Raw genomic sequence first — 22,957 nt, forward strand, 5'->3', positions numbered from 1 at the left:
GGTAAATAAGGGACAAAAAAAAGAGAAGTTCCCAAATTGAACTCCTCTTTGAAATCGTATTTTTACCGCTTAATTCGCGACGATATTGACAACCTTGCCTTTGACGACAATGATCTTGCGAATCGTCTTGCCCTCCAAAAAGCGCTGAACGGATTCCAGAGCGCACGCGTCCTGCTTCAACGTTTCCTCGTCCGTGTCGGCCGCGACTTCCATCTTGCCGCGCATCTTGCCGTTCACCTGAACGACAACCGTCACCTTGTCCTGCTTCAGAGCGTTTTCGTCGTACGTCGGCCATGGCTCGTACGCGAGCGTCTTGTCTTTGTGACAAACAGTCTGCCACAGCTCCTCGCCCAGATGCGGCGCGAAGCAAGCGAACATCTTGATAAATCCTTCCGCGTATGGACGATAAATCGTCTTCGTCTTATAGCAGTCGTTCACGAAAATCATCATCTGCGAAATCGCCGTGTTGAAATTTAGCGTGTCGATATCGCTGCCCACCTTCTTGACCGTCGCGTTGTACACCCGATCCAGCTTATGGTCGTTCTCGTCCGTGATTTGCGCAACCTGCGTAAACAGACGCCACACACGCTCCAGCCACTTGCGCGTACCGTCGATGCCTTGATCCGACCAAGGCAGTCCCGCCTCCAGCGGTCCCATGAACATCTCGTACACCCGCAGCGTGTCCGCGCCATGGGATACAACGATATCGTCCGGATTGACGACGTTACCGCGCGATTTCGACATCTTCTCGCCATTCTCGCCCAAAATCATACCCTGGTGGAACAGTTTCTGGAACGGTTCAGGCGTTGGCAAAATGCCTTGATCGTACAATACCTTGTGCCAGAAGCGCGAATACAGCAAATGCAATACCGCATGCTCCGCGCCACCCACATACAAATCGACCGGTAGCCAGTGCTCCAGCAGTTTCGGATCGCCGATGCACTCGTCGTTTTTCGGGTCGATATAGCGCAAGTAGTACCAGCAGCTTCCCGCCCATTGCGGCATCGTGTTCGTTTCCCGAACGCCCTTCACGCCATCAATTTCCACATGCAGGAAATCCGGGCAGTTCGCCAGCGGGCTCTCCCCCGAGTCGGCCGGTTTGAAATCTTCTGTCGCCGGCAGCTCCAGCGGCAGCTCCTCGATATCCACCGTCCGCATCGTGCCATCTTCCATATGGATAATCGGAATCGGCTCGCCCCAGTAGCGCTGACGCGAAAACAGCCAGTCCCGCAGCTTGTACGTCGTCTTCGCCTCGCCAACTTTGTTTTCCTCCAGCCAGGCAATCATTTTTGTAATCGCCTCCTGCTTGTCCAGTCCGTTCAGCCAGTCCGAGTTGATGTGTACCCCGTCCTGGGTGTACGCCTCGTTCTCGACATCCCCGCCTTCCAGCACCGGAATGATCGGCAAACCGAATTTTTTCGCGAACGCGTAGTCGCGCGTGTCGTGGGCCGGCACCGCCATGATCGCGCCCGTTCCATAGCTTGCCAAAACGTAATCCGAAATCCAAATCGGGATCTTCTTGCCATTGACCGGATTGATCGCGTACGCGCCTGTGAACACGCCCGTTTTGTCCTTGTTCAAATCCGTCCGCTCCAAATCGGATTTCGTCTGGCAAACCGCCTTGTAGGCGTCCACTGCCTCTTTTTGCTCCGGCGTCGTGATTTGATCGACAAACGGATGTTCCGGCGCCATGACACAGTACGTCGCGCCAAACAACGTGTCGCAACGCGTCGTGAACACGGTGAACTCCGCGTCGTGTCCGTCGATTTTGAACACGACATTGGCTCCCTGCGACTTGCCGATCCAGTTGCGCTGCATCTCCTTTGTCGATTCCGGCCAGTCCACCAGCTCCAAATCCTCCAGCAGACGCTCCGCGTAGTCCGTAATCTTCAGCACCCACTGGCGCATCGGCTTGCGAATGACCGGATAGCCGCCGCGCTCGCTCTTGCCGTCGATGACTTCCTCGTTGGCGAGCACCGCTTTCAGTTCCGGACACCAGTTGACCGGGATCTCGTCCACGTACGCCAGGCCGGCGTTGTACAGCTGGATGAAAATCCACTGCGTCCACTTGTAGTAGGACGGGTCGCTTGTCGCGATCTCCCGGTCCCAGTCGTAGCTAAAGCCAAGCATCTTGATCTGGTCCCGGAAATGGTCGATGTTTTTATTCGTGAAAATCGACGGATGGTTGCCCGTCTGGATGGCGAACTGCTCGGCCGGCAAGCCAAACGAGTCGAACCCCATCGGATGCAGCACGTTGAATCCCTCCATCCGCTTTTTGCGGGCGATGATATCTGTAGCCGTGTAGCCTTCCGGATGGCCGACATGCAAGCCGTTTCCGGACGGATACGGGAACATGTCCAGCACGTAGTATTTCGGTTTGGAAAAGTCGGTCGTGTCGGTTTTGAACGTCTTCTCGTCCTCCCACACTTTTTGCCATTTCTTTTCCACGCTTTGATGATCGTACATCTTGTTTTCTCCTCTCTCTCAAATAAAAAACGCCCTTAACCTATAAGGACGTTCATTCACGCGGTACCACCTTACTTCCCGCTCGCGCGGGCGCTTTGCTGCTCTTTATCGCAGAGCGTACGGATAGTTTTTCTATCCACTCCCCGGCGAGTTCGGCGTTTTCTCAACGTGGCCTTCCACCGCCCGGCCACTCTCTGGACATGATGGAAACACCTACTGCTCCGGTTCTATGCGTTAGAAACAAAATAGCATTTTTTCAGGATACCGTCAAGTCTAGATTGGCGTCTGCGGCTCGATGGACACAATCGCCTGATCCGAGTAAAAGAAACGGATCACGATTGGAACGCCATCAAGCCGTTCATAGCGACATGCCACATACGTCTGCTCGTCGTCCAGCTCGACCCGGGTCCCGTCGATCCACACCTCCTTGTGCAAAACGAGAAGGTCGTCGCCATAGCCGCATTGGCGCACCACCGCGTTGTTTTCAATCATCGCCTTCACGTGTGAGAGGCAGCTTAGATCGAGCGTGGACTGGCGCATCGCCGCGTACAAGCCGGCACGCTGCACGCTGTACACCGACAAAAGCGACAGCAGCATGAGCGAAAACAAAAAGAGTACAAGCATTGTCTGGCTGGCGTAGCCGTTACGCGATTTGGAAGCGGCGCCCGTCGATTTCCACGAAAACGGCTTCCCCTTCTTCACAAAAGCGAACCGTTTCCACTTGCTCGTCCAAAATCTCATAGCCGCCCCGCTTCACGAGCCGGCTTCCATCCTGCTCGATCGTAAACCGCTCGTGGCGCACCACCAGCTCGATCCGCTCGCTTTCCACCTCGAGCGTCGTGGCCTGGGCCACAAAATGTCGCAGCTGCAAAATCATGAATTCGCGCTGGGTGTCGACCGGCTCGGCGACAAGCTTTTGCGCCACCCGCAAATACGCCGTCCCCACTTGCAGGCAGACGCTCACAACCAGCAGCGCCAACAGCGCCTCCATCATCGTAAAACCATTGCGTGTCGATGGCTTCGATGCCGATTTGACTCGCTTTTTCATAAACCCGCATACCCTGGTTGAGCAAAGCGCACAAGATGGACAAAATGAGCAGCGCCAGCAGCGCGTCCTGAAGCAGCACCCCATTCATTCGATCCGAACGCGTCCCATTCCCAGCTGGAACACGATGCGCCGCTCGCTTCGCGAACCAAGGCATGTCGTCGAACCCCCTTTCGAAATATTGCCGTTGCCGTTGTAGGAAAACGCCAGCGGTGTGCACGCCATTTTTTCCGGAAAATCGTAGCGCGTGTCGCCAAATCGCGCGCTGTCCACGCCAATCTCGACCGTGATCGTTTCCTTGCTGGCGTAGGCATGCATCTGGGCCTGCAAACAAAGCGCCTTGATTTGCCGGGCCGCCAGCTCTGTCGCGTCGTAGCGCGGCAAGGCGATGGTCGAAAGCAGCCCCACAAGTAGCAGCACCATGAGCGTTTCCGTCATCGTGAACGCGTTATTGGGCGACGGCTTCGCCATGGACGATGGTCACCGCCGATCCATTCGGACACGCGTTTTGCCCTTCCTTCAAATAGCCCTGGCTGATCAGCTCCTCGATAGAGCCGGGCGTGCGTTCCTGGTCGATTTCGTAAAGCAGAATGGCCGAGTTGACGACCTCGACAAGCGCGCCGCACCCTTTGGCGCGGATGATCTTTTCCTTTTGCTGCAAATTGGGCAGCGTCAAAAGCAGAATGATCGCGATAATTAGCATGACCACGAGCATTTCAAGCAAAGTGAATCCGTTTTTCGGATTCGTTGGTTTCGTTTGTGTTTTCATCGTTTCACCTCAAATCGTATACAACACATTCAGCGGCGAGAGCAGGATTTCGTACGCCACAAAGACGAGAATCCCGACACAGCTGTACGAAAGCAGCTGAAGCAGGCGCACCCCGTCGTCTTCGAGCTTTTTCATCCGCTTCTCGCTTCGCCGCAAATACAAGCCCAGCATCGCCTCCATATCCATGCTTTCCATGCCAAGCTCGACAAACGTCAGCAAATCCGGATCGAGCGCGTCCATCGCCTCCAGCAGCGTCTGGCCGCTTTCCAGCCGGTCGACGATTTGGCGGGCGTAGTACGCGATCCGGCTGTCGTTTTCCAGCCGGGCCAACACGTAAAACGCGTCTTTGGTGGACAGGCGCGCCTTCATTAGCGGTCTAAGCAACGTGGCCATTTGCAGCGAAACCCATTTTTTCATCCAGGATCGCGTGCGAAGACGGCGTTCGATCCATTCTTGCGCCGGCAGCAAAAACACGTAGCCAAGAAACGCGAAGAAGCCTGCCAGCCCCGCCAGCAAGACGTTCATAAAAAATTTCAGCAAGGAAAGCGCCGTCCCGAAATCTTGGGCGTAGGCGGCCATTTGGGGATAAATCAGTTGAGAAAAAAAGTAAATCATCGCGAAGGAAAATAAAAAGACGAAAATCGAATAGGCGCATCGCCGTCCAAAAGAGCGAAACGCTTTTTGGGCGTGGCCGTCGTACTCGAGCGCGACGCGATGGGCGTTTGCGAGCGACAAGGAAGGCGCCAGCAAACGTAAAATGGAAAAATACGGTTCGTCGCCCTGGCATAAAATCTCGAGCAGGTCTTCCCCGCGATCGAGGCGTTCGAGCAGCGCGTCGGCCGCCCGAAACGAAAGACGGACGCGTTTTTTGATCGGCGTTCCGTGCGCTCCCAAGGTGACGAACATATCGATCTCATCTTTGGAGATCGAATAAGTCGACGCGCGCCTGCTCGTCCTCGATCGAATGGCGGGCAAGGGCTCGTTCAATTTTTTGAGCCAGCGTCGCGTGGTTTGGCGAATACGCCTTTGTTTGGATGATGTGGAATATTTCTTTCCGCTCGGCAATTTCATATACACACTCCTTTGAGCCGTCGGGTTTTTTATACAGCCGGGAAGCGAACATGCCGCTCAAAATGCCGGCCAGTTCAAATGGCTCGACCCCGAAATCGAGCAGGCGGATCACGGCTTCCCGAATCGTGCCCGCGTGCAGCGTGGACACGACCATGTGTCCGCTCAGCGCGGCGTTCACGAGTTTTTTCGCGCAGTACGCGTTGCGAATCTCGCCAATATACAAGATGTCGGGATCGTGGCGCATGAGCTCTTCGATACCTTTTTCGTAGCCGAAGCCTTCTTGTTCGTTGATTTGAAGCTGGAGATACAGCGGGTCCGCGATTTCGACTGGATCTTCCAGTGAGACGATCTTTTGGCGGTTCGCGCGGGCGATTTCATGGAGAATGGCGTGGATGGTGGTCGTTTTTCCGGAATTGGTTGGCCCGCATGCCAAATACAACCCTTGTCGAAGACGGCATAAGGAGCGCATGAACGCGATGGCTTGCGGATCGGATGTTAATTGTTCGATTTTCAAATCGACCTGGCAGGATAGCAGTCGAAGGACGGCGGTTTCTTTGTCCTGATTGTGAATGACGGATAGGCGGCAGTGAATTGGTTCGCCGCGAACTTCGATGGAAAAAGACCCGGACTGGGGCGCTTTGGGCGCGGCGAGGTCGAAATCGGCGATGTATTTCAAATACGACAAAACGGCCGGACCCCAACGATCCTGACGGATTTCAAGCATTCCGTCGATCGTGCGCAGTTTCATGGAAAAATCATCACGGGTTTTTAAAAAGTGAATGTCGCTTGCGTGATGGTCAAGCGCGAAAACGAGCAGCTGCTCAATGGATTCCTTCATTTTCCCCCTTTCTAAGATTCCCGTTCTCCACCAGGGGGGTGGAGGATTTCATTATACGGGAGCGAGGGACAAAATGTCCACAAAAAAAGATGCCGTTTTTTTTCTTTCGACATCTTTATACACAATTAACGCCGCAGCCAGGTCCGGCTTTTTTTGAAAAAAGACGTTTGCGGCTCCACTTTTTGATCCGGATCCAAATCGTGCACTTTCCGGTTCAGCAAAATGCGCAGCGGGTTGTTGTAGAACAACTCCGTCGCCCACGCCTCGCCAACCCGCTCCACGACGGTTTCGTGGATATCGGACAAAATCGCCACCCGGTGGCCGCTGGCCCGATGGGTGTCGGTGCACACCAGATGCGCGTATCCGTTTTCGAGCAATGTCCACGCGTTGTTTTGAATGGTCGATCCATGCAGTCCTTGCAGCGAGGTCCGGTTGATCTGGAAGACATAGCCTTTATTTTTCCAGTCTTCGATAATGTCCATGTCCAGCCCTTCGTGGAAGTAGCGTTCGACGTGCGCGATGACCGGGATCATGCCGCGCACTTCAATTTCATACAAGTAATCGTTGTACGCGCTAATCGTGTGGATATCGCGCTGGACATCGAATTCGCACAACAAATAGCACGAGTTGTTCAGAGTTTGGTACCAGCCCTCGTCAAGCAGGCGGATGAACGACTCGTTCATGAACATTTCCCCGCCCGAATAAATTTTGATGCCGTACGAGTCCGCCAGAGCGGCGAGCTGTTTTTGACGGGCGAAAATGGCTTCGACAAGCGAATCGTCAAGCTGTCCGCCGACAAAGTGCGGCGTGGAGCAAATGGCGACCAGCCCGTCCTGGGCGGCCGCGCGAAGCGACGCGTTGGCGTCGTCCCGATCCGGCATGCCGTCGTCAATGCCCCAGGCGACATGCGAGTGCATGTCGATAAAGCTAGGCATCGAGATCCGGAAGCTGGCAAAGTACCGGAATGCCTAAGTACTTCTCCGCTTCCTCTTTGTTTTTGAGGCGCTTGTCCATCACGACCTGGAGAACGACGTACAAGCATCCCAATCCAAATCCCAATACGGCGCCGATGAGCGCGTTGCGCTTCACATGCGGTCCGACCGGCACGAAGGAGAGCTTCGGCTGGTCGACGATTTCAATGTTTCGAACATTGAGCGTGTCCTTCATCAGCTCGATGAACGTGTTCACGGTCGAAGACACGATGTTTTTCGACAATCTGGCGTCCTCGGTCACCGCGGTGATCGTGACAAGCGTCGTGTTGGCCGTGTTCGTGACGCTTAGCGCGTCGGCCGCCTCCTGCGAGGAGCCAAGTCCTGTGTCTTTGGCTACCCGCGACATGATATTGTTTTGCTTGATCAGCGTCATTACGTTGTTGATGAGCTTTTCATTGGAGTTCATCGAGTTGACATCGACGTATCCGGCATCGGAAACCATTGGTGTCAAAAAGATGGAAGCCGAAGAAGAATACGTCTTGGGAATGAGCAGTTTTGTGCCGACTCCTCCAAGCACACCGCATAAAACCGTCAAAACGACGAGCAGCATCGCGTGCTTGCGAAGCATCGTCCACAACTCATGCAAGTCGATCGTGATCTCATCCGAATCTTCCACGGGTTCCTGATATACCGGCTGGGCTGCCATCATGCTGGCCCGTCTTAACGAAGTGTTTTTCTTATATCTGTTTGGCATAGATTCCTTCCCTTCTCTTTTCTGTGCGCATAAATCCCTTCCAGATCCACAAACTTAATATTTTCAACGTATCGCACTTTATTCTACCATCATACTTCGGCGAAATAAAGACTGAAAGTTAAAAAAGCTCGATGAAAACCGAGCTTTTCTTTGGCCTAGCGCGCGACTTCCTCCACTTCGATCGCGTTGACAAGCCAGCGTTGATCCGACCCCACGCCAACACACGTCGAAAGCGTGAGCACCTTGTCGTCTTGTGCGATATTCAAATCCCGGTTTGTGATCGCCCCCGGCGTGCTACGCAGCTCGTCGACATAGTTTTGGAAATCGGTCGGATCGTTGAACTGGTAGTTTCCCAAAATGTAGCGGTCATCGAAGGTCACGCAAGAGAAGATTTGGTATTGGATCGTTTTGGAAGGCGTGTATACGTAAATGTACGGGTTTTCCTGCAAGAACGCCTCGTCTTTGTATTTTTGCAAGTCAGAGAACATCGCGTCGTACGACTGATCGTCCGAGAACACGGTATGGCCGTACATAACAGTCACTGGATCGCTAAAATCTTTCGCGTTGTACTTTTCAGTGTAAATCGAACCCGTCTCGTTCGTTTCGCCGCGCAACGTCGTCGTCAAGTATTTCGCGTCGTCCTCGCTTTGCATGATGGGGTAATCGACGGATGTGTTTGGAATGTAAATCCAGCCAATCACGTCCGGATTGATTTCATCCAGCTCGGCGAAGTCGATTGTTTTCGCCATTGGATCGTCGGCGTCGGCCACCACGCTTTTTTGCACTTCCGAATATTCTTCCTGGGCTTTTCCAACTTCTTTTTCTTTCGAGCTCGAGCAGCCGGACAGCACCAGCGCGAACGCCATGAGTCCCAAAGTCAAAAACCGCAGCCTTTTTTTCATTCTCATCATTTTCTACCTCTCGTTTCCTTTTCTTACTGTTCTTCCTCTTCCGGAGTCACTTCTGTATAATACGTGTCCATGATCCATTTTTGCAACCCGTCTTCGTCCACGCGAAACACCGTGCGGCCGCCATGGTAGTTTTCATCGAAAACGGCTTCGCCTGGAATTTGCGTCAGCTGTTCCGGATTGAAATGCATGTTCAGCATTTCGGTTCCCAAATATGTCACGTCTTCGAGCGTCAAATTCGTGTACATGTAGGGCTGAAGCGCGTTGTATAAACCAAGCGGCAGGCCCAAGTCTTTTTTGACCGCCTGCACCGCCTGGGAATAAAACGCGTTGATGTATTGCTTTTGGCGGTTCAGCCGCCCCATGGCGCTGCCGATTTGGTTGACGTCCCGAATCTGAATGTATTTGCGGGCGTCGTCGCCCATCAAGTGCACCAGCTCCCCTTCGGTAAAATACACCGTTCCCGACGATGTTTGCACCGTTTCCAGCGCCGTCACGTCCACACCGCCAATCGTATCGTTCAAAATCGGAATCGCGTCGAGGTTGATCGTGCAGTACCGCTGTATTGGCAGGTTGCGCATCAAGTTGGATACCGTTTTCGCCATCAGCTCGTTGCTTTCTCTGGCGTCCTTGCCATAGCCGTACTGCAAGGTGAGCTTGTCCTGCGTCGTCTGCACGAAATTGCCTTCCACGTCGGTTTGCCGGATCTCGACCATCGTGTCCCGCGGAATCGCCGTCATGTAGAGGTTGTTGTTGGTCGTATCCAGACTTACCAAAATGATCGTGTCCGCCAACCCTTGAATACCTTGCACCTCGTCTTCGATATTTCCCTTTTTATCAATCCCCAGCAGTAAAATGTTGATCATGTCGTCATTGTATTTGTATTCTTTCCCTTGATAGTTGACATAATAGCCTTCCCGATTCGTCTGGTTCTCGCTGCGGATGCTCTCGCTTCCTTTCGAACGCAAGTACCACAATCCGCCCACGACCGCCAGATTGAGAAGAACCAAAACAGCCAGGATCCCGATTATGATTTTTTTCACACGAACCATGTGCTTCCCCTCCTTTTATCAGTGAAAAGGCCGGAGAACAGCAAGCACGCTGCCCTCCGGCCTTCTTCATGCCTAGACATTCACACAAGTACACATTTAATACTTAAGCTTTTGTGATCTAAATTTAAATCTTAGAATCCCGTGTTAGGAGATTTTTTAACTGTTTTTGTCGAAGTCTTTGTTGTTGTGCCAGCAGCTGGTGCTTCGTAGTCAACTTTTACAACTTCGCCATTGCTCATCACTTTCGCGATAACAACAGGAGAAAGACCATTGAGTTCAACAACGACTTCGCCTTTCGAGTTTACATAAGAAGCGATGACTTCCCATTCACCGTTTGCCATTTTGTGCATTACAAATACTGGCTCGCCGGCTTTGAATTCAGTTCCTGCCATGTTGAAGGCGATTTCAACTTTTTCTTTCAAAGTTACATCTTTTCCGTCAACCTGCGCGTCGTATTCAGCACCTGCTACAACGACCGTTGCACCTGCTGGGGCTTTGTAACCTGCGTCTGCAAGGATACCAAGAACTTTTTCGTTCGTGTCAACTTCTTTCAAAGTTGCTTCATCCAGGTTTTCTTTTACGATTTCAACATCTTTTCCGTCTACTTTCGCATCTGTCGAAGCGCTTGGCGCTTTGTCAGCTGGATAAGTCAACGTTGGCGATTTGTCTACATCACCTGCAGTCGAGCTGTTGTCTGCTGCGAATACTGGAGCGGCGCTGAACAGCATCGTGGCTGCCAAGCAAGCGCCTGCTAATTTTTTCATGTTCATGTTCTTCATCTACCTTTCTAAAATTCAAATGTACTGTGTGACTGCGGGAAGAATCATTGTCCTTTCCCACTTTGACAAGATCCTCTCGTCAATACATCCACTATACTCGGTTGGCAAAAAAATAGCAACGCATCCATTAACAAAAATTGCGGTTTTTTCACTTTTTTATATCATATATACTTACATTTTTTGTATTTTTTAATTCCTTGTTTTTATTCGTTTTTAAAAATGAAAAAAATTTATTGTTTGAAATCATATCCATTGGTTTCTCTAACAAAAAAGCCGACCCGCAGGTCGACTGTTCGCTTACTCCATCATCGGTGTGCGGCGCGGCGGATATTTTTTCCGTACCGCGCGTTTCAGCGTGATTTTCTTCTTTTCATTTTCCGGTTTGGTCTTCACCAGTTTGGTTTGGGTCTCGCTTTGGCTTTCCTCGAGGTCGCACACGCCCTTTTTCGGAATGGCGAATACGATATCCGGATACGCGGCTCTGAAATCGCTCCAGCGCACTTTGTGGACCCAGATGTTGCCGCCACGTCCATTGAACATGACATTTCCTTCCGAGATCCAAACGTATTCTCCATCAAACGCTTCGACAAAGCCAACATGGCCATACTGTGGCATGAGGGTGTTGCGCTCCATGCTGAATGTGGCGCCCGCCGCCGGCGTGCTGCTCAATTCAAACTTGTCGCCATGCGCCGCGACGATCTCGAACGCGTTCGTCTTTCCGTTGCCGCGCGCGCCCGAATCAAAACCGTACACCTGGTAAAAACGCGCCCATGCGAACCACGTGCACTGCCCGACCATGAACGGGTTTCCATTGCCTAAAAAGCTTGTCAAATTCGCTGTTTTAAAATCATCCAGCTTCATCGCCTTTTTCAAATTGCCCGCGTAGCCTTTATCCGCGAACGACGTCGTCAAACTTTCCGTCTTTTTCTCCTCGTACGCGATCGTTGGCTTCACCATCTCGACAACCGGCCGCTCTGTTTTTGGCGCCTCCGCTTTCGGTTCCTCCTTCACCACCGGTTCCGACGGCTTGATCGTATCCAGCGCCGGTTTGTCCGGGGTCTGCGCCGGTTTGGATTGGTCCGGCTTGGACTCCTCCGGCGTTTCCGGCTCGTCCGGTTCCGGATCGGGTGTCGGTTCTGCTGGCTCGTCCGGTGCGGGTTGCTCCGGGTTTGGCGTCGGATCGACTGGATCCGCAGGGGGTTCCTCCGGTTCGGATGGAGGCGTAGCCGGTCCCGTCCCCTCCGTGGCTGGCGGAATCTCCGGCGGCATCGAATCCGCCGGCTCAACGACGATTTCGTTTTCCGGCGTCTGCCCGTTCGGATCGTTCGACTGCGTCACAACCGGGGGCGTTTCATCGCCCTCCAAAGTATGTGCGAACGCCGTCGTGCTCGGAATGACCATAGCGGTTACTTGACATGAAAGAAGGATTGTCGCGAAACGTTTCCGATTCTTATTCATAATCAATTCACTCTACTTTCTAAAAAATATTTTTAAATCCCTTTCATTATATACGATTTAAAGGAAATTCCCAATATGTCAGGAAAAAAAAGTATCGTTTTTTTCAAGCAATTTACGCAATCCGCGTGAGAAGAAAGTTCTGAAACAGAAAAAATTCCTTCCATTTTCTTTCTTTTCTTCCAGCGATCTTCATGAAAATCTTAAACAATTTATTTTCGATTTTTCTTTCTTTTTTCACATATTTGTACTCATTTTGTAAACATAAATCAATTTGTTCACCATATTTGTACATATGTTGAGTACATGTAGAAAGTCAAAAAAAGTGTTTCAAAGGTCTTGATTTTAAAGATTTGGGTGATATATTGAAGGTGTAAAAAGTCAATGGAGGAAAGAAAGATGAACAACAATAGCAATTACGTTTACGTGTTGGTTGGTAAACCTCCTCTTCGTTAAGGATACCGAACCACCGATTTCATACACCAGAAGCTCAGCGCTTCTTTTTTTTATTCCCGCGGATTACAATGGAAGCATGAAAAACAAAACAAAAAAACGAATCCTGCTCGCCTCGCTTGGCGCCCTCGCCGCGGGATGCGCCGTCCTCAATGAAAAAGTGTACCGGTTCATCTTCGAACGCGACGCCAAGCCGCTATCGTTCAAAGACGAGCAAATGCCCAATCCCTACTTCAAACGCATCGAGCAGTTCAAAAAACAAAAACTCGAAGCGCTCGAAGATCTCGACCAGCAGCCGCTCCACCGTTGCAGCGCGAGCGGCCGGCACCTGCATGCCACGCTGTTCCCGGCCTCCGTTCCAAGCAAGCGCTATGTCCTTTGCGCCCACGGCTACCGGACCGACGGCTTCCACGAGTTTTGCGCCTTCGTACCGTTTTATTTGGAACAAGGCTTCAATGTGATCCTGCTCGACCACCAGGCCCATGGCGCCAGCGACGGCCACACCATCACATTCGGTCTGGAGGAAACCGAAGACACCCTGGACTGGATCCATTGGATCGTCGAGCACTTTGGCGACGAGTGCGCCATCGTCCTGCACGGCATGTCCATGGGCGCCGCAATCGTCATGTCCCTGGCCGCGACCGCGCCGGACAATGTCAAATTCATCGTGGAGGACTGCGGCTACGCCAGCGCGAAAACCGAGTTCGAACATACGTTAGGCATGGCGCATTTATCCAAAGCGCTCTATCCTTGGATCGCCGCCCTGTTCTTCACGCACGAGCACGCCAGCCTGTCCACGATTCAGCCAATCGAGGAAGTGGCGCACGCCAAAGTGCCCATGCTTTTTATCCACGGCATGAAAGACACGCTCGTTCCATTCTCGATGGCCGAGCGCCTCTACGCCGCCTGTCCGCAGCCCAAAGACCAGCTGTTCGTTCCCCAGGCCGATCACGCCCAGTCGTACTATCTCGACCCGAAAAACTACGAACGAAAAATCAAGCAATTCATCCAAAAATATATGAGTTAAAAAAAGACGTTTTCGCGTCTTTTTGCTTTTACTTTCTTTTTTTAAACGTTTTCTTGCAGCCGCTCGTCAATATAGCGCTCCACTTCCGCCAAAATCCGGTCGATTTGCTCCTGCGCCCTCGTGAACGCCACGCCATCAAACGGCTGGCGGTAGTATCCTTGTTTTTTTGCGATCCGGATCGTTTCCGAAAAATTCATATCGAAGAAAAAGCCCAAAAACGTCATCCACACGTCCAGTCCGGTCTTGCGCTTTTCCTTTTCCACGCACCGGTGCTCGAAAAGCATCCGCTCGATTTCAGCCGACACCACCTCGTCTTGCACCGAGGAAAGCGTCGTCGACGTCGCGCTCGTCAAATCTTTCGAAGCGAACACCCGGAAGATGTCGCACTTGTCCGCGTCCCGAATCATGCGCGCCAGCAACAGGGTCTTCTCGTCCAGCATGGGCAGCTCGTACTTGTTGTGGAGGGCGATCGCCGTCAGGATCCGCTCCTTCTCCTCGTCGCCAAAGCCATCCAGCAACCCTTCCTCTTTGAGGATTTGCACGCCCAGATCGGCATGGTCCACGCTTTGATAGTCGACAAACGTGCCATACCGGCGCAGCTGCTCGAACCGGCCAATGTCGTGAAAGAGTGCGGTCACATACGCGATATCTCTCTCCCGTTCGCTAAGTCCAAGCGATTGGGCCAGCTCGTCCATCAACGCGCACACTTTCATCGTGTGCACGACTTTCAACCGGACCTTGTCGTCTGTCAAATCATAGCGGCCGACATATTCCTGAAACTCCGCCAGCTCGCTACGCATTTTCCATCTCAATCGAGTCAAGCGCATACATCGTCACGGTTCCCTCGCCTTGCGCCTCGATGCGCACGCTTGGCTCTCCTGTTGAATAAACCCGCGAAGAGAACACCGTCCAGCCGTCGTTCACGAAAATTTCCAGCGAGGACGTGTCTTTGAACAGGCGGATATTTTTCACCGCGTCGATCTCGATGCCGCGCTCGTCGCGTCCATAGCCGCCTTCGTTCATCATCAGCCGCAGCACGCTGCCGTCGTAGGCCAACGTCGCCTCGTCGTCCACCGTGATTGAAAACGGCGCGCTTTGCGCAAACGTCACGATCATTTCGTAGCTTTTTCCAAAGCCCGGATCCGCGAAATCCGCGATTGAGGACTCGTATTTCTCCTGGCGAAGCTGCTCGATTTCCACGATTGGCGTTTGGTACAAATGTCCGTCTTTGGCGCGCAGCTCTCTTGGTAGCGTCAGCGCGTGCTGCCATCCACGCTCGATGGTCGGTGCGTTCGTGTACGGCGCGTCCCCCATACCCATCCAGCCAAACTGAATGCGGCGTCCTTGCTCGTCCAAAAAGCTTTGTGGCGCGTAGTAGTCAAAGCCCCGGTCGAGCTCCTGGAACAGCGAAAACGCGTATTCCTTCGTGTCGAAATCGTAGTCCAGCCGGCAATAGCCCGTCTGGTACACGTTGCGGTTGTCCCAGCCTTTGGCTTCCAAACCTTGCGGCGAGAACACGAGAAACAGCTCGCCGTCCAGCTCGAACAAATCCGGACACTCCCACATATAGCCAAAGTCCGGCATCGTCAGCCGGTCAAACAACGTCCAGTCTTTCAAATCGGTGGAACGATACATCAGCAGCAGCCCGTGGCTGTCGACGTCCCGGGCCCCCAGCACCATGTAGTACGCGCCATCCTTTTTGAAAATCTTCGGATCGCGTACGTGGGTCGACATGTCCGCCGGATAGTCGCTGTTCGTCATGACCAGCTCCTTTTCGGTGTGCGAAAAACCGTCTTTGCTCGTCATATGGATCGTGTTTTGTTCCCGGCCGTTGTTGCAGTAGTCATAGTCGTCCCGGTCGAACAGCTTCACGTTGCCCGTGTAAAAGAAGTGGATCATACCATCTTCCACAAACGCGGATCCGCTGTACACCCCGCGCTCGTCATAGCGCCAGTCCGCGTACAAAAACGGCTCGTGGTCCTTGAAATGAACGAAATCCTTCGTCGTGTAGTGACCCCACAGCTTCGTGCCGCCCAGCGGTTCGAATGGCGAGTACTGGTAGTAAATGTGGTACACGCCATCCACCTGGCACAGCCCGTTGGGATCGTTGAGCCAGCCCACCGGCGGCTGCAAGTGAAAGCGCAGCCGGTTCGGATCGCTTTTTACGATTTCCCGTTTCGCCTTTTCCTGCTCCATCCGTTGTTCGTACATTTCCTTTGTCATGTTTCCCATCGTATTTCCCTCCCTTTTTTTTCTTATTTTTTGCGGATATACCGCACGTGGCGCGTCGCCAGACCGCCATCCACACCTTCGTCAATCGGCTCGACCACAAAATCATCCAGGTCGAACGCCGGAAAAAACACTTCCGCCTGCGGATCGGCCGCCTCGACGTGCGTCAGGACGAGCTCGTCGCAATACGGCAGCAGCTCTCCATACAGCATGCCGCCCCCGATCACGTACACCGTCTGGTCGTGGTGCTTGTAGGCGTCGAAAAACGCGTCCAGGCTTTCGAACACCTCGACATCCTCGCTGGCGGGCATCGTCGACGAAATGACGATATGGTGGCGGCCCGGCAGCTTTTTGGGCAGCGACTCGAACGTTTTTCGCCCCATGACGATCGCGTGTCCCTGCGTCTGCTGGCGGAAAAACTTCAAATCCGCCGGCAAATGCCAAATCATCGCGTTACCTTTTCCAAGCTCCCGGTTTTGCCCGATCGCCGCGATCTCGATCAATTTCATCGGATCACCTCACTGTGTCAGGGCAAACGAGATCTTGCCCATATGCTCGTAGCCTTCCAGCTTGACATCCGCGCATTTCGCGCTCGAATCGAAATCGTAAAAGTCCGTTACGTCCGGATTGAGCCACAGTTTTGGCGCCGGCAGCGAGCCTTTCGCCTCGTAGCGGGCGATTTGCTCGCGAACGCCGTCCACCTGGTTGACGTAGATGTGGGCGTCCTTGATCGACCACGACAGCGTTCCGGGCTTGTAGCCGGTCACTTGCGCGATCATGCACAGCAGCACCGCGTACTGCGTCACGTTGAACGGCAGGCCGAGCGGCACGTCACAGCTGCGCTGGTGGACGAGCACGTTGATCTTGCCGTCCGTCACGTCCCATTCCGAGCTCCAAACACAACTTGGCAACACGGCCGTATCCAGCTCGGCATCCTGCCAAAGCGACACGACGCGTCGCCGGTCCTCAGGGTCGTTTTTGAGCGAGTCGATCAGCTTGTCGATGAGCTTGTACTTGCGCACGATGTAGCCGTACGCCGTGCCGATCGTGCCCGCCATGGACGGGTCGAAATGCTTGAGCACCGCGCCCGTGTTTTCGTCGCGCCAGTCTCCGTTGGCGTCGATCATCCACTTGTCCCAGATGTGCACGTTGCGCTCTTGCAGCCACGTCACCTCGTTGGATTGCGCCTGGTAGATCCAAAGCATTTCGAGCACGGCCTGCCGTATGAACAGCTGCTTGGTCGTCAGGATCGGAAACTCCTCGCCTACGTCCAGCGTGAAGTGGAACGTCGGGATCTTAATCGTGTTGACGCCGGTCCGGTTGGCGACTTCGCGCCCCTCGCTTAAAATCGTCTGGCACAAGCCGATGTACACGTCATCCCATTTTGACATTCGCGTCACGCTCCAATCGGTCCGGATTGGCCGGTAAAATGCAGTCGTTGACAAAGTGCGCCAGGGCGTCCTGCTCGTTGGTGTACTCGGATACGACGTCGGCCACCGCCTTGATGTCGTCGCTGGCGTTTTGCATCGCCACCCCGCAGCCGACATACTCGATCATTTCCTTATCGTTGCTCGCGTCACCGAACGCCACGACGTGGTCCGGCGTGATGCCGAAATGCTCGCAAATCTTCTGAATGCCAAAGCCTTTGTTGATGGCAGGATCGACATACTCGTACAAGTTGTTCGCGGTCGCAAAGCTCGTGTACTTCGGATTCGAGAACGTCGCGGCCCGCGCCTTCACCGCGTCCATGTACGATGGATCCATGTACAAAATGAGCTTGTTCACTTTCCGTCCTTTGACGAATTCTTTCAAATCGACGAGGATCTCGTTTTCTCCGAACAGTTTGGCGTGCGCCCTTGTTTCCTCGGTCGACTTGTTCACGTAGCGGTCGTTGCCGACCATGACCTGGAAAATCACGTCCATGTCCTTGAAGTGGTCCATGATTTCCAAAATGAGCTCGCCATCCATGAGATGGAACTGCTCCTTTTGTCCGGTGCGCATATCGTAAATGACGCCCCCGTTCATCCCGATCAAAAACGAGATGTCCGATTCAAGCCCCCAGTCCTTGACGAGGATCTGCCCCGACTCGACGGGTCGTCCGGACGCGATGCCGAACAGGATCCCGTGGTTTTTGAGCTGCTTCATCGCCGCTCTTGTCGCCGGCGTGACTTGTTTTTTATTGTTCAACAAGGTGCCATCGAGATCGGTGGCGACCAATGTGATTGTTTTATCCATTTTATCCATTCCTCCTGTTTTTTTATTATACCCGACGCCCCCTAAAAAAAGGAACCGATTTTTCAATCCGTTCCTTTGTTTCGTTTTCCTATTCGCCTTTTTTTCGAGCCGGGAAATAAATGTCCGTCTCCCACTGATCCAACGGATAGCGGTTCACGCCGCACTTCGTGTACAGCTCGTAGGGCGCGCCCGCCTGCTCGTATCCGTTTTCCTCCATCCATTTCACGATGGCGGCGTACGCTTCCGGCAAGCCGGAATACGGCCCTTTGTGCGTCGTGTGGATCATCGTGCCGCCTTCGATCGTGTCGTTGGCCAGAGCCGGATCGACTTCGACAAACACTTCGATGTCGCTGGCCCCTTCGTCGAACTCCTGGTCGAAATAGCGGGATCCAGTCAAGCCAAAGTCCTTGACGCCGTTTTGGTACAGCTTCTCGAAGATTTCGGAATAGGCGGTTCCAAAGTCGCCGATCCCCATTGTTTTGCGAAGCCCGTATACTGGAAGCGGTTTTTGCTCCAGCTCGTCGATTGTGTAGTTTTCAAATGTGTTTTGTGGCATTTCCTCTTTCCTTTCCAGACGCTCGATCAAAATGTGAAGATCGCGCAAAGCCATTTCCAGCTCCCGCTTTTGCACGAGGAGCGCGGCTTGTTTGACGAGCAACGTGTCTACGTTTTCCTTGGCGGGACGATCGAGCATCGTTTTGATTTCGTCCAGCGTGAAGCCGAAGCGCTTGTAGCGCTGTATCGCGATCATCGTGTCCAGCTGATCGGGCTCGTAGTAGCGATACCCTGTGTTTTCGTCGATGTACACAGGCTTCAGCAAGCCGAGCTGGTCGTATAGCCGCAACGTCTTCACGCTGACGTGGCATGTCTTTGAAAATTTTCCAATGGAAATCATAAGGCACCTCTTTCGCTTAAGCATCCTCATTGTAGTCCCTCCCCCAACAGGAGAGTCAACAAAAAAAGAGAAACCGCGAAACAACGATTTCTCATCCAACTGGCTATCCGTCAAGAAGCTGTCGAAAGGCTTCCTGCACCTCGTCTTGTACATGCCGCCCCACGCCGGAAATGAGGGACATTCCTTATGTGGCGTGGTGAGCCGGCGGCAGGCACGCGATTAAACCGAGGAGCGCGGCCGATAAGCCGGAATTGGCTGGGTCCAGGCCCGCTCTTTTTGGCGGACTTCCAAATTTTTCAATCGGTAAAACATCGCTTCCAGCTCGCCTTCGTCCAAAAGCGACGGCACCGGGTAAAGCGGATTGGCTTCCCTGGCCGCGTGACGGGCCATCGTCGGGATATCCTCTTCCTGGATCTGCCCGATCGTGGCCGGGATGCCCATCGTCACGTTGAGCCAGCGAATCGCCTGGATGAACCTTTCGGCGCCGAGCGCGTCGCTTTCCAATGGCGTGCTCAATCCGGCGCACACCGCCAGCTCGTGTAGCGGCTTATGGACGCTTTGCCCATAGCGTTCGAGCATGTACGGCATGATGATGGCGTTGGCCAACCCGTGGGGAATATTGTACTGGCCGCCTAAGGCGTGGGCGATGGCGTGAATATAGCCGACATACGCGCGCGTGAACGCCTTGCCGGCCAAAAACGAGGCGCGCAGCATGTGCTCACAGGCGACCATGTCGTTTCCATCCGCGTACACCCGCTCAATGTTTTCAAAAATCAATCGCACCGCCTCTTTGGCGTACTGTCGCGTCTTGCTCATGTTGGAGCGGCCGATGTACGCCTCGACGGCGTGGCACAGCGCATCCATGCCGGTCGTCGCGCTCAAATGCGGCGGCAAAGTGCGCGTCAGCTCAGGATCGAGAATGGCATATTTTGGAATAAGCGTAAACGAGTTGATCGTGTATTTGTGATGCGTTCGCTCGTCGGTGATGACCGCGGCCAGCGTCACCTCGCTGCCGGTGCCGGCGGTCGTCGGGATGGCAACAAGCGGCGGTATGGATTTGTATACTTTCAGCAATCCTTTGAGTTTGGACAACGGCTTGTTTGGAAACGCGACGCGCGCGCCGATAGCTTTGGCGCAGTCGATGCTCGAGCCGCCGCCCAGGGCGATGAGCGCCGAGCAGTCGTACTGATGGTACAGTTCGAGCGCCGCTTCGACGTCAGACACTTTCGGATTGGCTTGCGTTTTGTCGTACAGCACGCACGACACGTTTTGACAAAACAGCGCGTCGATGAGCGTGGCGGCCATCGCGCTTTTCGCTAACAACGGATCAGTCACGACAAGAACCGTTCGCCCGCTCCATGCGTTAAACAGCTTTTCGGCGTCCTTGAGCGAGGAAAAGCATTCCGGATCGCGGTACGGCAGGATCGGCATCGCGATGTGGAACGCCTGCTGGACGAGGCGGCACGCGCCTTTTTGAATCGGGTTCATCGGGTGAGGTCCTCCTTGCTGATGGAATGCAGGTTGGCGGCAATCGAGCCAAGGCACTTGTACATGATTTCGCGCTCGTCCTCGTCCAAAGCGGATCCCGCCTGGTCGACGGCTTTGTGCGCGATCGTGTTGAGCCGCCTGGCGAGCGCCTGGCCGCTTTCGGTCAGCCTGACCTGGGCGTTGTAGCGGCCGGCTTTGTGGACGAACCCTTTGGCTTCAAGCGTGGCAAGCGACCGGGAAATCTCGGCTTTGTCTTTTTGGCAAATGTCCTTGAGCCTGGCGGCGGTGACGCCATCCGGAAAGCGGGACAGCGTGATAATGTACAAGGCGTGGGTGCCTTTGAGTCCCTCGCCTTTCATAATGTCGCTAGCGATCTTGTTCCAGTATTTCATGATTTCGAAAAGGATCAGTGTGAAGCGTTCAAATCGGGTGATCATACTCGCCCTCCTTTAAAGTTGATTTATCAACATTTGCATCATACCCCTTTTTGTTTTTCATTGCAACGAAAGAGTGAGATTTTGATACAATGGAAAAAGAAAGAGAGGGAATACAATGGCGACATCCAAAGCGTTTTGCGACTATGTGATCGAGTCGTTTTCCATCGCGGGAGCCGTCCGGGTGCGGTCGATGATGGGCGAGTACTGCCTGTATCTTAACGACAAGCTCATCGGCGACTTGTGCGACGAGCAATGTTTGCTTAAGCGCACGCCGACATCGGATGCCATGCTCCAGGGCGAACCGCTCGACTATCCGTACGAAGGCTCGAAACAGCTGATGCACGTCTTCGACGACTTTGACAACAAGGAGCGCGTCGCAGCTTTGCTGGCGGGCATGTGGAACGACTTGCCGGAAAAGAAACCAAGGAAAAAGAAAGGAACGAAAAAATGATCCATTTTGAACGGGAAGTATTCGACCCGGTCTTGATTGAGGAAATGCTGAAGCAGTTTCAGCACGTGAACATCGCGATGAACGACGAGGACGGCTATCCATACGTCGTGCCGGTCAACTACGGCTTCGAGATCAAAAACGAGAAGCTGCTCGTGTACGTGCACTGCATGAAGCGCGGCAAAAAAGTGGATTTGCTGCGCAAGGACCCGCGCGTCTGCCTGGAGTTCAGCGCGTTCAACGATTTTCCGGACCGGCCGTACAAAGGCCACCGGCACGACTATCGCAGTGTCATCGCCAAAGGCGTGATGAGGCTTGTCGACGCCAAAGACGAGTATGAAACGTTCCGGCGCGGCTACGAATTGCTTTATGTGTGCAACGACCGGCCAATCACTCCGCTGGAAAGCCGGAAGGGGGTGCCGAACATGTATATCGGCAAGATCGAATGCGACTGGAACGACGTGACGGCCAAGTCGGAATTTCCGCTTCGTACCAGGGAGGACGTGCCGTTTGTCAACGTGTACGAAGTGGAGGAAGACACGACGCCTTTTGACATCAGGGATTTGATCGTGACCGCCAAAGAGCGGCAGAAAAAAGAGAAATAAGTGAAACGGAATGAACAAGTCCTCGTCTATTTGCTCATCTTCATCGCCGCTCTGCTTGGATTCACGATCCGGCGCTAGCCTGTTTTTATTTCGATCGGACTGGCTGTCGTGGAAATCGTTCTGATTGTGAAGCTGAGGGCGATGAATAAAAAGCGATAGCCATAATAAAGGAAAAGATTGTGTGTTTAAAGAAATCCACACAATCTTTTTTTGATGCTTGTTATTTTCTTTCCTGTCGATGCCTCCAATGGATTCCGACATGTCCGATGCCGAAGATCACTGTCGCTCCCAACAAAAACGGATTGCGTCCATATACCGCCAGGCTGAAACCCGCCGCGACTGGCAAAACGGCGCCGGGTATCGGGATCATCCCCAGATCCCGATAGAAGTCTTGTAGCGTGTGGTGACTTCGAAAATAGCGGATCCAGTACCGCTCATACAAGCCCATGCATCCAAACACGACGACTAGCCACAGCCAGGAACGGGGCGACTTGTTTTCAAAAAGCGCGCAAGCACTCATCGCGACTTGTCCGATTCGTTCCAGCGCGACAAGAACGCGGTTTTCCTGCTGTTCCAGTTGGTCGTATCCTTTTGGACGAACTTTTGTCCACAGCAAATTGGGCACGATCAGCATTGCCAAAAAGACAAGGCCGGCCCACGAAAAAGTCCATCGCATCGCATTCCCTCCCTTCTCAAACGCATTGAAAGTGGAAGCATCCACCCTTCCACTTTCATAAAATCCATCTTTGATCAGCTGACAAGGTATGGAAGCACAAGCTTGCGAATGGCATCCGAATATCCAAGAGCATCGCATGCCTGTTCGGCCGTTAGTTCTTCCGAAACCATTTTCTGTTGGGCTAAGACGACAAGAGTTGAAGTCATTTGACCAAGTTGCTGGTCCTTTTCCTCTAACTGACGGTCTTTTTCCTCTAGCTGCCGGTTGTACTCCTTGTCCTTTTTCTCAAATTTCAAATAAGCTTTCTTTTCGATATAATCGATCACACTCCGCATCGTGATCCCTCCTTTCTTTCGCTCGTATAAATCAAATTGTTCCAAATACACATACAGCGC

Annotated in this window: 26 protein-coding genes and 1 other annotated feature; of the genes, 3 read left to right on the plus strand and 23 right to left on the minus strand. The window is 53.2% G+C overall.

What is annotated here, in order from left to right; genetic code table 11:
• Window positions 1–69: 69 nt before the first annotated feature.
• The 13 genes from leuS to ABNS49_RS10830 all read right to left on the minus strand — a co-directional run bounded on the left by leuS (window position 70) and on the right by ABNS49_RS10830 (window position 12,072).
• Complete coding sequence (gene leuS / locus ABNS49_RS10770) at window positions 70–2,466, minus strand: leucine--tRNA ligase (protein ID WP_135980573.1); 2,397 nt, start codon at window positions 2,464–2,466, stop codon at window positions 70–72.
• 41 nt (window positions 2,467–2,507) lie between these two features.
• Window positions 2,508–2,705 (minus strand) — a binding site (T-box leader).
• Window positions 2,706–2,739: 34 nt separating this feature from the next.
• Window positions 2,740–3,168, minus strand: a complete 429-nt coding sequence (locus ABNS49_RS10775) for a hypothetical protein (protein ID WP_168353603.1) — start codon at window positions 3,166–3,168, stop codon at window positions 2,740–2,742.
• On the minus strand, window positions 3,110–3,514 hold the full coding sequence (locus tag ABNS49_RS10780; protein ID WP_135980575.1) for a hypothetical protein: 405 nt from the start codon (window positions 3,512–3,514) through the stop codon (window positions 3,110–3,112). The genes ABNS49_RS10775 and ABNS49_RS10780 overlap by 59 nt, the downstream gene beginning before the upstream one ends.
• An 84-nt stretch (window positions 3,515–3,598) precedes the next feature.
• The gene (locus ABNS49_RS10785) at window positions 3,599–3,982 is read right to left on the minus strand and encodes a prepilin-type N-terminal cleavage/methylation domain-containing protein (RefSeq protein WP_135980576.1); all 384 of its coding nucleotides are present in this window, start codon (window positions 3,980–3,982) and stop codon (window positions 3,599–3,601) included.
• Complete coding sequence (gene comGC / locus ABNS49_RS10790; RefSeq protein ID WP_135980577.1) at window positions 3,960–4,280, minus strand: competence type IV pilus major pilin ComGC; 321 nt, start codon at window positions 4,278–4,280, stop codon at window positions 3,960–3,962. Before comGC ends, ABNS49_RS10785 begins: the two co-directional genes overlap by 23 nt.
• 9 nt (window positions 4,281–4,289) lie before the next feature.
• Window positions 4,290–5,186 carry a type II secretion system F family protein gene (locus ABNS49_RS10795; protein WP_168353604.1) on the minus strand — a complete coding sequence of 299 codons (897 nt, stop codon included), beginning with the start codon at window positions 5,184–5,186 and terminating at the stop codon, window positions 4,290–4,292.
• 7 nt (window positions 5,187–5,193) lie between these two features.
• The gene (locus ABNS49_RS10800; protein WP_135980579.1) at window positions 5,194–6,189 is read right to left on the minus strand and encodes an ATPase, T2SS/T4P/T4SS family; all 996 of its coding nucleotides are present in this window, start codon (window positions 6,187–6,189) and stop codon (window positions 5,194–5,196) included.
• Window positions 6,190–6,314: 125 nt separating this feature from the next.
• Window positions 6,315–7,124 (minus strand): CpsB/CapC family capsule biosynthesis tyrosine phosphatase, encoded by an 810-nt coding sequence (locus tag ABNS49_RS10805; protein ID WP_135980580.1) that lies wholly within the window; start codon window positions 7,122–7,124, stop codon window positions 6,315–6,317.
• Window positions 7,117–7,875, minus strand: coding sequence for a Wzz/FepE/Etk N-terminal domain-containing protein (locus ABNS49_RS10810; protein WP_135980581.1), 759 nt, complete (start codon window positions 7,873–7,875; stop codon window positions 7,117–7,119). Before ABNS49_RS10810 ends, ABNS49_RS10805 begins: the two co-directional genes overlap by 8 nt.
• 155 nt (window positions 7,876–8,030) lie before the next feature.
• Window positions 8,031–8,786 carry a class B sortase gene (srtB, locus tag ABNS49_RS10815; protein ID WP_135980582.1) on the minus strand — a complete coding sequence of 252 codons (756 nt, stop codon included), beginning with the start codon at window positions 8,784–8,786 and terminating at the stop codon, window positions 8,031–8,033.
• Between the two features lie 23 nt (window positions 8,787–8,809).
• Window positions 8,810–9,835, minus strand: a complete 1,026-nt coding sequence (locus ABNS49_RS10820; RefSeq protein ID WP_135980583.1) for an LCP family protein — start codon at window positions 9,833–9,835, stop codon at window positions 8,810–8,812.
• A 131-nt stretch (window positions 9,836–9,966) separates the two neighbouring features.
• Entirely contained in the window at window positions 9,967–10,599 is a 633-nt protein-coding gene (locus ABNS49_RS10825; RefSeq protein ID WP_135980584.1) for a hypothetical protein, read from the minus strand.
• Between the two features lie 312 nt (window positions 10,600–10,911).
• Entirely contained in the window at window positions 10,912–12,072 is a 1,161-nt protein-coding gene (locus tag ABNS49_RS10830; protein ID WP_277820824.1) for a CHAP domain-containing protein, read from the minus strand.
• Window positions 12,073–12,601: 529 nt separating this feature from the next.
• Between ABNS49_RS10830 and ABNS49_RS10835 the strand changes: the two genes are divergently transcribed.
• The gene (locus ABNS49_RS10835) at window positions 12,602–13,549 is read left to right on the plus strand and encodes an alpha/beta hydrolase (RefSeq protein ID WP_135980586.1); all 948 of its coding nucleotides are present in this window, start codon (window positions 12,602–12,604) and stop codon (window positions 13,547–13,549) included.
• A gap of 41 nt (window positions 13,550–13,590) precedes the next feature.
• On the opposite strand, the gene ABNS49_RS10840 is transcribed toward ABNS49_RS10835, so the two are convergent.
• The 8 genes from ABNS49_RS10840 to ABNS49_RS10875 form a co-directional block, all read right to left on the minus strand.
• On the minus strand, window positions 13,591–14,349 hold the full coding sequence (locus ABNS49_RS10840) for an HD domain-containing protein (protein WP_168353606.1): 759 nt from the start codon (window positions 14,347–14,349) through the stop codon (window positions 13,591–13,593).
• Window positions 14,342–15,781 carry a glycoside hydrolase family 32 protein gene (locus ABNS49_RS10845; RefSeq protein WP_135980588.1) on the minus strand — a complete coding sequence of 480 codons (1,440 nt, stop codon included), beginning with the start codon at window positions 15,779–15,781 and terminating at the stop codon, window positions 14,342–14,344. Before ABNS49_RS10845 ends, ABNS49_RS10840 begins: the two co-directional genes overlap by 8 nt.
• 23 nt (window positions 15,782–15,804) lie before the next feature.
• The gene (locus ABNS49_RS10850) at window positions 15,805–16,287 is read right to left on the minus strand and encodes a dihydrofolate reductase (protein ID WP_135980589.1); all 483 of its coding nucleotides are present in this window, start codon (window positions 16,285–16,287) and stop codon (window positions 15,805–15,807) included.
• Window positions 16,288–16,296: 9 nt separating this feature from the next.
• Window positions 16,297–17,169 carry a thymidylate synthase gene (gene thyA / locus ABNS49_RS10855; RefSeq protein ID WP_135980590.1) on the minus strand — a complete coding sequence of 291 codons (873 nt, stop codon included), beginning with the start codon at window positions 17,167–17,169 and terminating at the stop codon, window positions 16,297–16,299.
• Window positions 17,153–18,013 (minus strand): Cof-type HAD-IIB family hydrolase, encoded by an 861-nt coding sequence (locus ABNS49_RS10860; protein WP_277820825.1) that lies wholly within the window; start codon window positions 18,011–18,013, stop codon window positions 17,153–17,155. The genes thyA and ABNS49_RS10860 overlap by 17 nt, the downstream gene beginning before the upstream one ends.
• 88 nt (window positions 18,014–18,101) lie before the next feature.
• On the minus strand, window positions 18,102–18,908 hold the full coding sequence (locus ABNS49_RS10865) for a MerR family transcriptional regulator (protein WP_168353607.1): 807 nt from the start codon (window positions 18,906–18,908) through the stop codon (window positions 18,102–18,104).
• A 219-nt stretch (window positions 18,909–19,127) separates the two neighbouring features.
• Window positions 19,128–20,396 (minus strand): iron-containing alcohol dehydrogenase, encoded by a 1,269-nt coding sequence (locus ABNS49_RS10870; RefSeq protein WP_288343231.1) that lies wholly within the window; start codon window positions 20,394–20,396, stop codon window positions 19,128–19,130.
• A complete protein-coding gene (locus tag ABNS49_RS10875) occupies window positions 20,393–20,833 on the minus strand; it encodes a MarR family transcriptional regulator (RefSeq protein ID WP_135980594.1) in 441 nt (146 codons plus the stop codon). The genes ABNS49_RS10870 and ABNS49_RS10875 overlap by 4 nt, the downstream gene beginning before the upstream one ends.
• Window positions 20,834–20,948: 115 nt before the next feature.
• Here ABNS49_RS10875 and ABNS49_RS10880 point away from each other — a divergent pair, with 115 nt between their 5' ends.
• Window positions 20,949–21,284, plus strand: a complete 336-nt coding sequence (locus tag ABNS49_RS10880) for a TfoX/Sxy family protein (protein WP_135980595.1) — start codon at window positions 20,949–20,951, stop codon at window positions 21,282–21,284.
• The gene (locus tag ABNS49_RS10885; protein WP_135980596.1) at window positions 21,281–21,886 is read left to right on the plus strand and encodes a pyridoxamine 5'-phosphate oxidase family protein; all 606 of its coding nucleotides are present in this window, start codon (window positions 21,281–21,283) and stop codon (window positions 21,884–21,886) included. The genes ABNS49_RS10880 and ABNS49_RS10885 overlap by 4 nt, the downstream gene beginning before the upstream one ends.
• A gap of 220 nt (window positions 21,887–22,106) precedes the next feature.
• Here ABNS49_RS10885 and ABNS49_RS10890 read toward each other — a convergent pair whose 3' ends face one another.
• Both ABNS49_RS10890 and ABNS49_RS10895 read right to left on the minus strand, forming a co-directional pair.
• Window positions 22,107–22,562 (minus strand): hypothetical protein, encoded by a 456-nt coding sequence (locus tag ABNS49_RS10890; protein WP_135980597.1) that lies wholly within the window; start codon window positions 22,560–22,562, stop codon window positions 22,107–22,109.
• A gap of 74 nt (window positions 22,563–22,636) precedes the next feature.
• A partial coding sequence (locus ABNS49_RS10895; protein WP_348688185.1) for a hypothetical protein occupies window positions 22,637–22,957 on the minus strand: 321 nt, incomplete at its 5' end.

Source organism: uncultured Dubosiella sp. (assembly GCF_964018005.1).
Classification (GTDB): Bacteria; Bacillota_I; Bacilli_A; order Erysipelotrichales; family Erysipelotrichaceae; genus Dubosiella; species Dubosiella muris.

Coding starts and splice junctions, on each gene's coding strand:
- leuS (WP_135980573.1), bottom strand. CDS start 2,466: ATGTACGATCATCAAAGCGTGGAAAAGAAATGGCAAAAAGTGTGGGAG.
- ABNS49_RS10780 (WP_135980575.1), bottom strand. CDS start 3,514: ATGAAAAAGCGAGTCAAATCGGCATCGAAGCCATCGACACGCAATGGT.
- ABNS49_RS10785 (WP_135980576.1), bottom strand. CDS start 3,982: ATGGCGAAGCCGTCGCCCAATAACGCGTTCACGATGACGGAAACGCTC.
- comGC (WP_135980577.1), bottom strand. CDS start 4,280: ATGAAAACACAAACGAAACCAACGAATCCGAAAAACGGATTCACTTTG.
- ABNS49_RS10795 (WP_168353604.1), bottom strand. CDS start 5,186: ATGTTCGTCACCTTGGGAGCGCACGGAACGCCGATCAAAAAACGCGTC.
- ABNS49_RS10800 (WP_135980579.1), bottom strand. CDS start 6,189: ATGAAGGAATCCATTGAGCAGCTGCTCGTTTTCGCGCTTGACCATCAC.
- ABNS49_RS10805 (WP_135980580.1), bottom strand. CDS start 7,124: ATGCCTAGCTTTATCGACATGCACTCGCATGTCGCCTGGGGCATTGAC.
- ABNS49_RS10810 (WP_135980581.1), bottom strand. CDS start 7,875: ATGCCAAACAGATATAAGAAAAACACTTCGTTAAGACGGGCCAGCATG.
- srtB (WP_135980582.1), bottom strand. CDS start 8,786: ATGATGAGAATGAAAAAAAGGCTGCGGTTTTTGACTTTGGGACTCATG.
- ABNS49_RS10820 (WP_135980583.1), bottom strand. CDS start 9,835: ATGGTTCGTGTGAAAAAAATCATAATCGGGATCCTGGCTGTTTTGGTT.
- ABNS49_RS10825 (WP_135980584.1), bottom strand. CDS start 10,599: ATGAAAAAATTAGCAGGCGCTTGCTTGGCAGCCACGATGCTGTTCAGC.
- ABNS49_RS10830 (WP_277820824.1), bottom strand. CDS start 12,072: ATGAATAAGAATCGGAAACGTTTCGCGACAATCCTTCTTTCATGTCAA.
- ABNS49_RS10835 (WP_135980586.1), top strand. CDS start 12,602: ATGAAAAACAAAACAAAAAAACGAATCCTGCTCGCCTCGCTTGGCGCC.
- ABNS49_RS10840 (WP_168353606.1), bottom strand. CDS start 14,349: ATGCGTAGCGAGCTGGCGGAGTTTCAGGAATATGTCGGCCGCTATGAT.
- ABNS49_RS10845 (WP_135980588.1), bottom strand. CDS start 15,781: ATGGGAAACATGACAAAGGAAATGTACGAACAACGGATGGAGCAGGAA.
- ABNS49_RS10850 (WP_135980589.1), bottom strand. CDS start 16,287: ATGAAATTGATCGAGATCGCGGCGATCGGGCAAAACCGGGAGCTTGGA.
- thyA (WP_135980590.1), bottom strand. CDS start 17,169: ATGTCAAAATGGGATGACGTGTACATCGGCTTGTGCCAGACGATTTTA.
- ABNS49_RS10860 (WP_277820825.1), bottom strand. CDS start 18,013: ATGGATAAAACAATCACATTGGTCGCCACCGATCTCGATGGCACCTTG.
- ABNS49_RS10865 (WP_168353607.1), bottom strand. CDS start 18,908: ATGATTTCCATTGGAAAATTTTCAAAGACATGCCACGTCAGCGTGAAG.
- ABNS49_RS10870 (WP_288343231.1), bottom strand. CDS start 20,396: ATGAACCCGATTCAAAAAGGCGCGTGCCGCCTCGTCCAGCAGGCGTTC.
- ABNS49_RS10875 (WP_135980594.1), bottom strand. CDS start 20,833: ATGATCACCCGATTTGAACGCTTCACACTGATCCTTTTCGAAATCATG.
- ABNS49_RS10880 (WP_135980595.1), top strand. CDS start 20,949: ATGGCGACATCCAAAGCGTTTTGCGACTATGTGATCGAGTCGTTTTCC.
- ABNS49_RS10885 (WP_135980596.1), top strand. CDS start 21,281: ATGATCCATTTTGAACGGGAAGTATTCGACCCGGTCTTGATTGAGGAA.
- ABNS49_RS10890 (WP_135980597.1), bottom strand. CDS start 22,562: ATGCGATGGACTTTTTCGTGGGCCGGCCTTGTCTTTTTGGCAATGCTG.